Annotated in this window: 13 protein-coding genes; 4 read left to right on the forward strand and 9 right to left on the reverse strand. The window is 61.1% G+C overall.

Annotated features, from left to right (window positions below; genetic code table 11):
- Positions 1 to 92: 92 nt before the first annotated feature.
- The 4 genes from flgM to ACSJLU_RS14695 all read left to right on the forward strand — a co-directional run bounded on the left by flgM (position 93) and on the right by ACSJLU_RS14695 (position 1779).
- On the forward strand, positions 93 to 404 hold the full coding sequence (gene flgM, locus ACSJLU_RS14680) for a flagellar biosynthesis anti-sigma factor FlgM (protein ID WP_380824929.1): 312 nt from the start codon (positions 93 to 95) through the stop codon (positions 402 to 404).
- Between the two features lie 40 nt (positions 405 to 444).
- Positions 445 to 879 (forward strand): flagella synthesis protein FlgN, encoded by a 435-nt coding sequence (locus ACSJLU_RS14685; RefSeq protein WP_025303265.1) that lies wholly within the window; start codon positions 445 to 447, stop codon positions 877 to 879.
- Between the two features lie 230 nt (positions 880 to 1109).
- The gene (locus ACSJLU_RS14690; protein WP_025303266.1) at positions 1110 to 1484 is read left to right on the forward strand and encodes a type II toxin-antitoxin system RelE/ParE family toxin; all 375 of its coding nucleotides are present in this window, start codon (positions 1110 to 1112) and stop codon (positions 1482 to 1484) included.
- Positions 1477 to 1779, forward strand: coding sequence for a helix-turn-helix domain-containing protein (locus ACSJLU_RS14695; protein ID WP_015378258.1), 303 nt, complete (start codon positions 1477 to 1479; stop codon positions 1777 to 1779). Before ACSJLU_RS14690 ends, ACSJLU_RS14695 begins: the two co-directional genes overlap by 8 nt.
- Before the next feature lie 2 nt (positions 1780 to 1781).
- Here the strand turns inward: ACSJLU_RS14695 and ACSJLU_RS14700 are convergent, their stop codons facing one another.
- From ACSJLU_RS14700 to tsr, 9 genes are all read right to left on the reverse strand, one after another.
- Positions 1782 to 2186 (reverse strand): flagellar protein FlhE, encoded by a 405-nt coding sequence (locus ACSJLU_RS14700; protein WP_038629510.1) that lies wholly within the window; start codon positions 2184 to 2186, stop codon positions 1782 to 1784.
- Positions 2186 to 4264, reverse strand: coding sequence for a flagellar biosynthesis protein FlhA (flhA, locus tag ACSJLU_RS14705; protein ID WP_025303268.1), 2079 nt, complete (start codon positions 4262 to 4264; stop codon positions 2186 to 2188). Before flhA ends, ACSJLU_RS14700 begins: the two co-directional genes overlap by 1 nt.
- Positions 4257 to 5408 (reverse strand): flagellar biosynthesis protein FlhB, encoded by a 1152-nt coding sequence (gene flhB / locus ACSJLU_RS14710; RefSeq protein WP_043138644.1) that lies wholly within the window; start codon positions 5406 to 5408, stop codon positions 4257 to 4259. The genes flhA and flhB overlap by 8 nt, the downstream gene beginning before the upstream one ends.
- A 165-nt stretch (positions 5409 to 5573) precedes the next feature.
- Positions 5574 to 6218 (reverse strand): protein phosphatase CheZ, encoded by a 645-nt coding sequence (gene cheZ, locus ACSJLU_RS14715; RefSeq protein ID WP_004934858.1) that lies wholly within the window; start codon positions 6216 to 6218, stop codon positions 5574 to 5576.
- A 10-nt stretch (positions 6219 to 6228) separates the two neighbouring features.
- The gene (gene cheY / locus ACSJLU_RS14720) at positions 6229 to 6618 is read right to left on the reverse strand and encodes a chemotaxis response regulator CheY (protein ID WP_004934862.1); all 390 of its coding nucleotides are present in this window, start codon (positions 6616 to 6618) and stop codon (positions 6229 to 6231) included.
- Positions 6619 to 6720: 102 nt separating this feature from the next.
- Positions 6721 to 7770 carry a protein-glutamate methylesterase/protein-glutamine glutaminase gene (locus tag ACSJLU_RS14725; RefSeq protein WP_380824922.1) on the reverse strand — a complete coding sequence of 350 codons (1050 nt, stop codon included), beginning with the start codon at positions 7768 to 7770 and terminating at the stop codon, positions 6721 to 6723.
- The gene (gene cheR / locus ACSJLU_RS14730; protein ID WP_025159837.1) at positions 7770 to 8642 is read right to left on the reverse strand and encodes a protein-glutamate O-methyltransferase CheR; all 873 of its coding nucleotides are present in this window, start codon (positions 8640 to 8642) and stop codon (positions 7770 to 7772) included. The genes ACSJLU_RS14725 and cheR overlap by 1 nt, the downstream gene beginning before the upstream one ends.
- 37 nt (positions 8643 to 8679) lie before the next feature.
- On the reverse strand, positions 8680 to 10296 hold the full coding sequence (locus tag ACSJLU_RS14735) for a methyl-accepting chemotaxis protein (protein ID WP_038629515.1): 1617 nt from the start codon (positions 10294 to 10296) through the stop codon (positions 8680 to 8682).
- A gap of 76 nt (positions 10297 to 10372) precedes the next feature.
- The gene (gene tsr / locus ACSJLU_RS14740; protein ID WP_043138649.1) at positions 10373 to 12043 is read right to left on the reverse strand and encodes a methyl-accepting chemotaxis protein; all 1671 of its coding nucleotides are present in this window, start codon (positions 12041 to 12043) and stop codon (positions 10373 to 10375) included.
- Positions 12044 to 12225: the final 182 nt, after the last annotated feature.

Raw genomic sequence — 12225 nt, forward strand, 5'->3', positions numbered from 1 at the left:
ATCAAGCAGCATTTTATTGGCCACCAGGGCCGCAAAACTTTCATTGCAGCGTCGTCGCCCCCGAGCGGCCACGGCGTAAACGGAGATGGACCATGAGTATCGATCGCACCCAGCGGTTACAGCCGGTTTCCACTGTGCAACCGCGTGAAACCCCGGCCGACAACCCGCTCCAACCGCGCAAGGCCGCCGTGGCCGAAACCGCCGTCAGCGGCACGCAGGTCAAACTGAGCGAGGCGCAGGCGCGCCTGATGCAACCGGGCACCCAGGATATCGATATGGGCCGGGTCGAGGCCATCAAACAGGCGATCCGCAACGGTGAACTGAAGATGGACGCCGGCAAAATCGCCGACACACTGCTGCAAGACGCGCAGAGCGATGTTCAATGGATCGCCGGACGCGACTGACAACGCGGCGGCGGGTAGCGATAAAGGATAAGTCATCACTATGGAAAAGCTGGTACAACTGCTGGACAAACTGTTGGAAACACTGCAGGCGCTCAATGGCGTGCTGGAGGAAGAGCACGACTTGCTGTGTTCCGGCCAGTTGCCCGGCGTGGCCTTGCAGCGCGTCACCGATGCCAAAAGCCAACTGCTGGCGACGGTCGCTTACCTCGAGCAACAGCGCCTGGGGCAGGAAAAAACCTGCGGGCAACGCGCGCCCTATGCCAGCCATGCGCCTCTGGCCGATCGCTGGCAACGCGTTCAGTTGCTGAGCCAAACGCTGCGTGAGAAGAACCAGCACAACGGCCTGCTGCTCAATCAGCAGATCGACCACAACGCTCAGGCGCTGGCTATCCTCAGTAAGAACAACAAATCGCTGTATGGCCCGGACGGCCAGTCGCACGCCGGCAGCCTGCTCGGCAGAAAAATCGGCGTCTGACCTGACTCATTTCGCCCGGTGAGCCTATCACCGGGCACGCGTTAGCCGACTTTTGCGCATCCCCTCGCATTTTCACCTCATCACCTCCTGAGTTCCCTTAACGTTATGCGTCAGGCTGCGCAGAACGTGAATTTGGCTGTTTCTTTCCCTTTGGCCACTTGTCACCCTGTGGTGATTTTTAAATCACTTGAAATATACCCTTAACGGGTATAGATTCGCAGGGAGAGCGAATGGCTGATATCTATCTCACCAAAACCTTTCAGGGTTTTGCCGCACGCGAGCGCATTAGCGACGCCACGATAGTGAAAGCGGCGCGAGAAATGCAGCATCAGCGGTACGACGCCAATCTTGGCGGTTGCGTATACAAAAAGCGCATCGCTCGGGCTGGTGCGGGCAAACGTGGCGGCTATCGGGTGCTGATCGTTTTTCGCGATGAAGACCGCCTGTTTTTTATGCGCGGCTTTGCCAAAAGCGAGAGAGAAAACATCAGTGCGGATGAGTTACAGGGATTGAAACATCTGGCTGCGCTGTATCTGGATTATTCGCCATTCAGACTCTACCAGCTGGTCAACAACAGGGAGTTACGGAGGCTAAGCGATGAGTAAAATTCTTGCCGAGATCCACCAGGAAGTTCAGGGCCTGCACCGCGCCGGTTTCGTCGACGACGTGACCATGCGCACTTTCGACATGCTGTGCCTGCGGCCGGTGAAGCAGTTCGGGCCGGCCGAGATCCGCGCGCTGCGCGAACGGGAAAACGTCAGTCAGCCGGTGTTTGCGCTGTATCTCAACGTCAGCAAAAAGGCGGTACAGAAATGGGAGCGCGGCGAAGCGCAACCGAACTCCGCCGCGATGAAGCTGCTGACGCTGGTGGAACGCAACGGCCTGCAAATTCTGGCCTGATCTTACTGATAATTGACGATCACCTGATTGCCAATCACCCGCAGCGGCGGGTTCAACCCGCCTTGCGACTGCACGTAATAGACGAAACGCAATTCCGCATTGGCCGGCTCGCCCTGCAGACCGTTGCTGCTGCCGCTGCCGCCGCCCAGCGGAATGCAGCGGTTCACCGTGCAAAGCTGCGCCTGCAGCCCCACTGGTTCAGGCCCCAGCAAACGGTAGCGCCAGCTGACGCGGGTGATGCGCGCATTGGCATCCGGCAACGCGTTCGGCGGCCGCAAACCGGCGGACTCATCGCGCATGCCGCCCTGTTCCAACGTCACGCCCGCCCCTTCGGCCACCCAGGAGCCGGACACCGCACCGGCGGTTAACGGCGCCAGCAAACACAACACGAACAGACAGCGTTTCATCAGGCGGCTCCAATGGTCGACGTCATGCGAATCTGGCGATCGTCGTTAATCTCCAGGTTGGACAGCACCACGAGCTGCGGCAGGCTGCGGCGCAGGAAGCGCGCCAGTAAAGGACGCAGCGCATGGTTAACCAACAGCACCGGCGGCGCGCTGAGCATCTCTTGCCGTTGCAGCGCCTGACGCGCCTGTTCCAGCAGGCGATCGGCCAGCCCCGGCTCCAGACCGCCGCCGCCCTGCAACGCTTGCAGCAACAGGCGCTCCAGCTGGGTATCCAAGCCGATAACCTGAATCTCGCCGTTGCCCGGGAACCACTGCTGCGTGATCGCCCGGCCCAGCGCCACCCGCACCACGGTCGTCAGCTCATAAGGATCGCTTTGCGCCGGGGCATGTTCCGCCAGCGTTTCGACGATGGTGCGCATATCGCGGATAGAAACGCGTTCGGCCAACAGGTTTTGCAGCACTTTGTGCAGCGTCGTCAGCGACACCACGCCCGGCACGAAGTCTTCGGTCAGCTTCGGCATCTCTTGTGAAACACGGTCCAGCAGCTGCTGAGTTTCCTGGCGGCCAAACAGCTCGCTGGCGAACTGGCCGATCAGGTGATTAAGGTGCGTCGCCACTACGGTACTGGCTTCCACCACGGTAAAGCCCTGGATCTGCGCCTGCTCGCGCAAGGCGCTGTCGATCCATACCGCCTCGAGCCCAAAGGCGGGATCGACGGTTTTGTCTCCCGCCAGCTCGCCCACGGCATTGCCGGGGTTGATCGCCAGCCAACGGCCCGGCTGCGCTTCACCGCTGCCGATCTCAACGCCTTTCATCAGGATGCGGTAGCTGGCTGGCGGCAGTTCCAGATTGTCGCGGATGTGTACCACCGGCGGCAAATAGCCCATGTCCTGCGCGAATTTCTTGCGGATCCCGCGGATACGCCCCAGCAGCTCGCCGTTCTGTTGAAAATCGACCATCGGAATCAGCCGGTAGCCCACTTCCATCCCCAGCGGATCTTCCAACTGAACGTCGGCCCAGCTGGCCTCGGCGGCCTGCGGATTCTCCGGCATCGCCGGTTCTTCCACCGTTTTCGGTGCCTGTTGTTCACGGCCACGCAGCCACCAGGCCAGGCCCAGCAAAGCGGCGGTAAACAGCAGGAACACCAGGTTCGGCATGCCCGGCACCAGGCCCAACAGCCCCAGTACCCCGGCGCTCAGCAACATCACGCGCGGATTGTTGAACAGCTGGCCCACCATCTGCTCGCCGACGTCCTGATCGGTCGCGACGCGGGTGACGATGACGCCGGCGGCGGTGGAGATCACCAGCGCTGGGATCTGCGCCACCAGGCCGTCACCGATGGTCAGCAGCGTATAGCTTTCCGCCGCCGCCCCCAGCTCCATGCCATGCTGCACGACACCGACCAACAGGCCGCCGACGACGTTCAGCACCATGATCATCAGGCCGGCAATGGCATCGCCACGTACGAATTTACTGGCACCGTCCATCGAGCCGTAGAAATCGGCCTCCTGGGTCACTTCAGCGCGGCGTTTCTTCGCTTCGTCTTCACCGATCAGCCCGGCGTTCAGGTCGGCGTCGATCGCCATCTGTTTACCCGGCATGCCGTCCAGCACGAAGCGCGCGCCCACTTCGGCGATACGCCCTGCACCTTTGGTAATTACCATAAAGTTGATCAGCACCAGGATGATGAACACCACGATGCCGATGGCGAAGTTGCCCCCCACCAGGAAGTGGCCAAAGGCTTCCACCACGCGCCCGGCGGCGGCGGAACCGGTGTGGCCCTCCAGCAAGATGATGCGCGTCGACGCGACGTTGAGCGACAAACGCAGCAATGTGGAGAACAGCAGAATGGTCGGGAAGGCGGCGAATTCGAGCGTGCGCTGGGTGAACATCGCCACCAGCAGCACCATGATTGACAGCGCGATGTTGAAGGTAAACAGCAGATCGAGGATAAACGCCGGCAGCGGCAGCACCATCATCGACAGGATCAACAGGATCAGCACCGGGCCGGCCAACACCTGCCACTGCGTATCTTTAAAATTGCCCGGCAAACGAAGCAGGGAGGCCAAATTAGCCATCAGAGTCACTCTCTCTTGCAAAATCCAGTGCTTCCGGCACCGGTAAACGTTCAGGTTTTTTCGGGATCAGGCCGCCCTCGCGCCGCCAGCGGCGCAGCTGGTACACCCAGGCCAGCACTTCGGCGACGGCGGCATACAGGGTGGCCGGAATATGTTGTCCAATCTCGCTGTGCCGATACAGCGCACGCGCCAGCGGCGGCGCCTCCAGCATCGGAATGCGGTGCTCCGCACCGAGCTCACGAATGCGCAAGGCGATTTCGCCGGCCCCTTTGGCCAGCACTTTCGGCGCACTCATTTTTTTGTCGTTGTACTGCAACGCGACGGCGTAGTGCGTCGGGTTGGTGACGATCACGTCCGCCTTAGGCACGTCGGCCATCATGCGGCGCCGGGCGATCGCCCGCTGCTGCTGGCGAATGCGTCCCTTGACGTGCGGATCCCCCTCCTGGTCTTTGAATTCGTCGCGAATATCCTGCTTGGTCATCTTCAGCTTTTTGAAGTGGCTCCACAGCTGGTAGAACACGTCAAACGCCACCATCGGCGTCAATCCCAGCACCACCAGAAAACCGCAGAACAGGATCATCTGCAGCGCATTGCCCAACGCGTCGAGCGGCTGCTGAGTCATCAGATGCAGCATCGCTGCCCAGTTGTGCCACAGATAAAGACCGGTCACCCAACCGACCAGCGTCGCTTTCAGGATCCCTTTCAGCAGCTCGGCCAGCACCTGGGTGGAAAAGATGCGCTTCAACCCGGACAGCGGGTTCAACCGCTTCAAGTCGAATTTAATCGACTTGCCGCTGAACAGAATGCCCCCCAGCAGCATCGGCGCGGCGAGCGCCACCAGTACCAGCCCCGCCATGATCGGCAACAGCGCCAGCACCGCCTGACGCAGCAACATGCCGAGTTGGCGTACCATCTGTTTATCGTTGCTGACCATGCCATGGTCGAAGTTCAACCCCTGCGTGAGCATCGCCGCCAGCTGTTGCGCCATGTTGCTGCCGGACATCAGGATGATCGCGAGGCCCGAGAGCAGCATCAGTACCGAGGTCAGCTCGCGGGAGCGCGGGATCTGGCCGTCTTCACGCGCCTTCTCCAGCCGGTGGGGCGTGGGGGCCTCGCTTTTTTCCAGATCGCTGTCTTCAGCCACGAAACGCCGTTCCTGTGTCGGGAGGGTAAAGAATGGCGGTCAGCATGCCAAAAAATTGGCGATGTCATTGGCGGAACAACGGGGAAAAAGGCGGGTTATTTAGGGGATGAGACGAAAACTGCGCGGAATGTTGTTGGGGCGCGCCGTCGCGCGCCCCGAAAAGCCTCAGAAACCGAGGCTGTCGAGCAGATCGTCGACCTGCGCCTGGTTGGCGATGACGCCGACGCCGTTCTGGTCGAGCTGCGGGCCGTTCAGCAGGCTGTCGTTCGGCCGTTTTTCCTTCACCGGCTGCTCCGGCATGTTTTCCATCAGCACCATCAGCAGCTGCTTTTCGATCTCCTGCACCACATCCATCATGCGCTTGATCACCTGACCGGTCAGATCCTGGAAGTCCTGCGCCATCATGATTTCCAGCAGCTGTGCGTTGGTGAAGGCCGTATGGCCCGGCACCTGATCCAGATACTGGCGCGTGTCGTTGACCAGAGAACGCGCATCGTCCAGTTCGATGGGATTGGCGAACCACTCGTCCCAGCGCCCTTTCAACGCGTTGGCGCCGGATTCCAGCTCCGCCTGGCGCGGTTGCGCTGCCTCCACGCAGTTCAACGCCCGTTCCGCCGCCTGCGCCGTCATGGTTACGACATAGTCAAGACGGTCGCGCGCATCCGGGATCGCCTCTGCCGCCTGGGCGATCGCCTGATCGAGCCCCAGTTCGCGCATGCTGTCGCGCAGCATTCGGGTCAGTTGGCCGATGCGGGAGATGATCTCTCCCGCGGTCGCTGCATCGCTGGCAGGCATTGGAATGTCTCTCATCGCCCTCTCCTTACATGCCCAATTTTTCAAAAATCTTGTTGAGCTTTTCTTCCAGCGTCGCCGCCGTAAATGGTTTCACTACATAACCGCTGGCGCCGGCCTGCGCCGCCGCGATGATATTTTCTTTCTTGGCTTCCGCCGTCACCATCAGTACCGGCATCGCGGCCAGCGCGCTATCGGCGCGAATGGTCTGTAACAGTTCGAGTCCGTCCATGTTCGGCATGTTCCAATCGGACACCACGAAGTCGAAACCGCCGGCGCGCAGCTTGTTCAGCGCATCCGCGCCATCTTCAGCTTCTTCGACGTTGTTGAAGCCCAGCTCTTTGAGCAAATTTCTGACGATGCGGCGCATGGTGGAAAAGTCGTCCACAACCAGAAATCTGAGGTTCTTGTCTGCCATTGTTACTCCTGAAATAGTTAACCGTTTAATGATGCAAAACCGCAGGCCGCCGCGCGGCGAACCAGGGTCATATCGCCGCCGGGTAAACCCTGCGGACTAAAATTAAATGCGCAATGCCTGGCCGCCGGAAATCTGCGCCAACATGCGCTGGCTCATCCTGTCCAACTCAACCACTTCGCTGACGCCGCCGCTGGCGATCGCCTCGCGCGGCATGCCGAACACCACGCAGCTCGCCTCGTTCTGCGCCAGGGTATAGGCCCCGGCGCGGTGCATCTCCAGCATCCCCGCCGCACCGTCGTTCCCCATGCCGGTGAGGATCACCCCCACCGCATTGCGGCCGGCATATTGCGCCACCGAACGGAACAGCACGTCGACAGACGGACGATGGCGGTTGACCGCCGGACCGTCATGCAGCTTCACCTGATAGTTGGCGCCGCTGCGCGCCAGCTCCAGGTGGCGGTCCCCCGGTGCGATGTAGGCATGGCCCGGCAGCACGCGCTCGCCGTCCTCCGCTTCTTTCACCGTGATCTGGCACAGTTTGTTCAGCCGTTCGGCGAACGAACGGGTGAAACCGGGCGGCATGTGCTGGGTGATCAGCAGCGCCGGGCTGGTGGCCGGCAGCGGCTGCAGTACCTGGCGGATCGCTTCGGTACCGCCGGTGGAAGCGCCGATGGCGATCAATTTTTCACTGCTCAGCAGCGGCGCGTGGCTGAGGATCGCCGGCGCCGAGCTGTTGGAACGCTGCGGCAGGCGCGCTCTGGCGGCGGTGCGGATCTTCTCGGCAATCAGTTCGCTGTAGGCCAACATGCCCTCACGGATACCGAGCTGCGGTTTGGTGACGAAATCCACCGCGCCCAGCTCCAGCGCACGCAGCGTGATTTCCGAGCCTTTGCCGGTCAGCGAAGAGACCATCACCACCGGCATCGGCCGCAGGCGCATCAGCTTCTCGAGGAAATCCAGCCCGTCCATGCGCGGCATCTCGACGTCCAGCGTCAGCACCTGAGGATTAAATTTTTTGATCAGATCGCGCGCCACCAGCGGATCCGGCGCAGTCGCCACCATTTCCATGTCGGGATGGCCGTTCACGATTTCCGTCATCAGCTGACGCATCAGTGCAGAATCGTCTACGCATAACACTCTGATTTTACTCATTACCTCTCCTTGGTCAGCCCATACACGGTCTGCCCACGCAAGTAGAAATCCCGGCTGATCTGGCTGAAGTTCTCGGAGTGGCCAGCGAACATCAGCCCCCCCGGCTTAAGCAAGGGAACGAAGCGGCGCAGGATGCGCTCCTGCGTCGCCTTATCGAAATAGATCATGACGTTGCGGCAAAAAATGGCGTCGAATTGCCCCGGCAGCGCCCACTCCGGCGCCAGCAGGTTCAGCGGCTGGAAGTTCACCCGCGCCGCCAGCTCCGGCCGCACGCGCACCAGCCCCTGATGCGGCCCGGTGCCACGCAGGAAATAGCGCTGCATTTGGGTCGGCGTCAGGGTGCGCAGATCTTCCTGGCGGTAAACGCCCGCTTCCGCTTTTTCCAGCACCTGCGTGTCGATGTCGCTGGCCCAGACCTGGCAACTGCCGGCCCGCTGGCCCAATGCATCGCTCAGCGTGATGGCGATCGAATACGGCTCTTCACCGGTCGAGGCCGCGGTGCTCCAGACGCTGTAGCCGTTCGGCCGCGAGCGCGCATGCTCCGCCAGGATCGGGAAGTGATGCGCCTCGCGGAAAAAGGCCGTCAGGTTGGTGGTCAACGCGTTGATGAACGCCTGCCACTCCGCGCTGTTCGGATCGCTTTCCAGCAGCGCCAAGTAGTCGCCGAAATCGTGCAATCCCAACAGCCGCAGCCGGCGCACCAGGCGGTTGTAAACCATCTCGCGCTTATGCTCCGCCAGCACAATGCCGGCGCGTTGATAAATCAACTGGCTGATACGGCGAAAATGCACGTCCGACAGCGGCAGACGCTGCACCATTTGCGTCAACATCGACGCTGTATCCCGGTTAGAAGTTGACGGCGCCTGTTTCATGCCGCTTCACCGGAGAAAAACGTGCTGCTTATGCGGTTTAACAATCTTGGGCTTCCTTTACCACGGGTGAAACTGCGTTGCTGCTGTTACCTGGCGCGACGAAGTTATCGTCCGCCAGACGGAATACCGCGACCGCGTCGGCCAGGGTAATGGCCTGCTCTTCCAGCGCGGTGGCGGCAGAAGCGGACTCTTCCACCAACGCGGCGTTCTGCTGGGTGACCTGATCCATCTGGGTCACCGCCTGCGTCACCTGCTCGATGCCGCGGCTCTGTTCATCCGACGCCGACGCGATCTCGCCCATGATGTCGGTCACGCGGGTCACCGAACGCACAATGTCCTGCATGGTGGCGCCGGAGTTTTCCACCAGCACCGAGCCGTGTTTGACGCGGCTGACCGATTCGTCGATCAGCCCCTTGATCTCTTTCGCCGCCTGCGCGCTGCGGCTCGCCAGGTTGCGCACTTCGCCGGCGACCACGGCGAAACCGCGCCCTTGTTCACCGGCGCGCGCCGCTTCCACCGCCGCATTGAGCGCCAGAATGTTGGTCTGGAAGGCGATGCCGTCAATCACGCTGGTGATGGCGCCGATTTTCTGCGAACTGTTGGCGATATCGTGCATGGTGGTGACCACATCGCCGGCCAGCTCGCCGCCCTTGGCCGCGGTGGCCGAGGCGTCACGCGCCAGCTGAGAGGCCTGCCGCGCATTGTCGGCGTTCTGTTTCACCGTCGCGGTCAGCTGTTCCATGCTGGCGGCGGTCTCTTCCAGCGAAGCGGCCTGCTGCTCGGTGCGGGAAGACAGATCGTTATTGCCTTCGGAGATTTCCTGCAGGCCGATCAGAATCGACTCCGCCCCGTCGCGCACCGCGCCGACGGTGCCGATCAGCGACTGCTGCGTGCGTTGCAGGCTGGCGAACAGCATGCTGATTTCATTGCGGCCGTACACCTGAATCGGCGTCGCCAAATCGCCGGCGGCGATGCGTTCAAAGTGGCTGCGGATTTGGTTCAACGGCTGTACCAACATGGTGCGCAACCACCACATGGCGCTGCCGGTCACCACGATCAGCATCAAGACCGCCCCCGCCAGCATCAGGCCCGCCAGCGTGAAGGAGAACTGGTTGGCGTCCCTGGCTTCGCTGATGTCGCCGTTGACCAACTGCAGGTACTGCACGAAGTCGGCCTCGAACAGGTCCTGGGTTTTCTGCGTCGGCTGATCCATAAACGCCTGCAGCTCGCCCTTTTCCAGGAAACCGATCAGTTCACGCAGCGCGCCGCGCAGCCGCTCGTAGCTGGCCTTGGTGGTGGCCGTCTGCTGGCTTTGCTGTTCACTGCTGCGTTCAACCGCCATGAACTGATTGAAATAGAGATCGGCCTTCTGCAGCGAACTGCGGGCGCTGCTCATCAGTTCGTTCACCTGCTCCTGCGGCAGCTTCAGCGCCGCGCGGGTGCCGGCGCGGTTCAGCGTATTGCGCGCCTGCAACAGCGACACCCAACTCAGGCTGAGCGAATCGCGCTGCTGGCTGCCGAGGGTGATGATGTCGAGGTTGTGGTTATCGGAGCGAAACGCGGAATACGACAGGCCGCTGCTGGCCAACTGCAGAACGCAGAAGGTCATCAACAACAGGAATAAGCTGGTAGAGATACGGATTCGGTTAAACACTGTGAACCTCCTTGCAGCCGGCCGGCGACCGGCCTACGTAGGGAAAAGGGCCCCTGCGAGAGAGGCCCGATACCGGTCAGAACGTTTCCCAGTTATCCTGCAGATCGCTGGCGTTCATTTTCTTATGATTGATTACCGGTGTTACCGTCGCCTTGCTGGTGACAGGCGCTTTAAACTCTTCCTGGCCTTCCTGCCTCAGGCGGAATACCGCCACCGACTGGGTCAGCATGCTGGCCTGTTCTTCCAGCGCCGCCGCCGCCGAGGCGGATTCTTCCACCAACGAGGCGTTCTGCTGGGTGACGCGGTCCATTTCCGCTACCGCCTGGCCAACCTGATCGATACCGCGGCTCTGCTCGTCCGACGCCGAGGCGATTTCGCCCATGATATCGGTCACGCGGGTGACGGCATTGACGATGTCGCCCATGGTTTCACCGGCGCTTTCGACCAGCACAGAGCCCATATCGACGCGGCTGACCGAATCTTCGATCAGGCCTTTGATCTCTTTCGCCGCCTGCGCGCTGCGCTGCGCCAGGTTACGCACTTCGCCGGCCACCACCGCGAAGCCGCGGCCCTGCTCGCCGGCACGCGCCGCTTCCACCGCGGCGTTCAACGCCAGGATGTTGGTCTGGAAGGCGATACCGTCGATCACGCCGGTGATATCGGCAATTTTCTGCGAGCTGCCGGCGATGTCATGCATGGTCTGCACCACGTTGGCCACAACCTTGCCGCCTTTCTGTGCGGTTTCGGAGGCGCTCAACGCCAGCTGTGAAGCCTGACGGGCGTTTTCGGCGTTCTGTTTCACCGTCGCGGTCAGCTGTTCCATGCTGGCGGCGGTCTCTTCCAGCGACGCTGCCTGCTGCTCGGTGCGGGAGGAGAGATCGTTGTTGCCCGCAGCGATTTCTGACGCGCCGCTGTAGATGGCATCCGCGCCCTGACGTACGCCGCTGACGGTTTCAATCAGTTCGCCTTGCATGTGTTTCAGGCTGGCCGCCAGCACGCCCATTTCGTTGCGGCTGTTGACGACGATCTGCTGAGTCAGGTCGCCGGCGGCGATCTGTTTGATGTGATCGATCATGCGGTTCAGCGGGCGCACCAGGATGTGATGGATACCGGTCCAGACCAGCACGATCACCGCCAGCACCACCACCAGGATCACGATCAGCGTCCAGATGGCCGAGTTATAGGAGCTGTTGCTGCCGTCGACTGCGATCTGGTACAGCTTGCCGTTTTGCTCCAGGTAAACGTTGTAGCTCTGCTCAAAGTTGTCCTGGTAGCTCTGCGTAGGCTGATCGAAGAACGCGTTGATTTTGCCTTCGCCCAACAGTTGGATCAGCTCGGAGAGCGCGCCGTACAGCACATCGTACTGATGCTTGAGGCGCTCCGCCGCCTGAGGATCCTGGCGCGGATCCTGAGGGATTTTCTCGTACGCGGCGTAGTGTCTTTCCGCTTCGCCCAGCTCTTCTTTCGCCTTGGCCAGCAGTTCATCAATGGTGGCGCCGCTGCCGATCTTGTTGGTATCCATCATGTAGCGAATACCGGCACGGTTCAGGGAGTTGCGCGCCTGCAGCAGGTCAACGCGGCTTTCACTCAGCTGCAGCTGCTGCTGGCGGATAGTTTGCAGGACGGTAAAGTTTTCCTTATCGCTTTTCAGCGAGGAGAAAAAGAGTCCGCCCGAAATCAACTGCAAGGCGCCAAACAGCACCAACACCAGCAACAGGCTGGTGACCACCTTCATACGATTTAACATGATTTCCCTTGTTGAAGCCCGCGCAGACAGGCTCTGATGACGTTGAATGTGAGAGTTATCGGCGCCGTGCGGCAAAACTTTATGCGGGAAAGTAACTATTTTTAGTGGGGGTTCCGGGCACGGTCTGCGGCATCGCGACAGGTCAGGAAGAGTGATGGATGAAGGGGGCAGCGCCCTGCCCC

Origin of the sequence: Serratia bockelmannii (genome assembly GCF_051803255.1) — a bacterium.
Lineage (GTDB): Bacteria > Pseudomonadota > Gammaproteobacteria > Enterobacterales > Enterobacteriaceae > Serratia > Serratia bockelmannii.

What these genes read in the sequence shown, in the direction of transcription:
- flgM (WP_380824929.1), top strand. Translation starts at nt 93, where the DNA reads ATGAGTATCGATCGCACCCAGCGGTTACAGCCGGTTTCCACTGTGCAA.
- ACSJLU_RS14685 (WP_025303265.1), top strand. Translation starts at nt 445, where the DNA reads ATGGAAAAGCTGGTACAACTGCTGGACAAACTGTTGGAAACACTGCAG.
- ACSJLU_RS14690 (WP_025303266.1), top strand. Translation starts at nt 1,110, where the DNA reads ATGGCTGATATCTATCTCACCAAAACCTTTCAGGGTTTTGCCGCACGC.
- ACSJLU_RS14695 (WP_015378258.1), top strand. Translation starts at nt 1,477, where the DNA reads ATGAGTAAAATTCTTGCCGAGATCCACCAGGAAGTTCAGGGCCTGCAC.
- ACSJLU_RS14700 (WP_038629510.1), bottom strand. Translation starts at nt 2,186, where the DNA reads ATGAAACGCTGTCTGTTCGTGTTGTGTTTGCTGGCGCCGTTAACCGCC.
- flhA (WP_025303268.1), bottom strand. Translation starts at nt 4,264, where the DNA reads ATGGCTAATTTGGCCTCCCTGCTTCGTTTGCCGGGCAATTTTAAAGAT.
- cheZ (WP_004934858.1), bottom strand. Translation starts at nt 6,218, where the DNA reads ATGAGAGACATTCCAATGCCTGCCAGCGATGCAGCGACCGCGGGAGAG.
- cheY (WP_004934862.1), bottom strand. Translation starts at nt 6,618, where the DNA reads ATGGCAGACAAGAACCTCAGATTTCTGGTTGTGGACGACTTTTCCACC.
- ACSJLU_RS14725 (WP_380824922.1), bottom strand. Translation starts at nt 7,770, where the DNA reads ATGAGTAAAATCAGAGTGTTATGCGTAGACGATTCTGCACTGATGCGT.
- cheR (WP_025159837.1), bottom strand. Translation starts at nt 8,642, where the DNA reads ATGAAACAGGCGCCGTCAACTTCTAACCGGGATACAGCGTCGATGTTG.
- tsr (WP_043138649.1), bottom strand. Translation starts at nt 12,043, where the DNA reads ATGTTAAATCGTATGAAGGTGGTCACCAGCCTGTTGCTGGTGTTGGTG.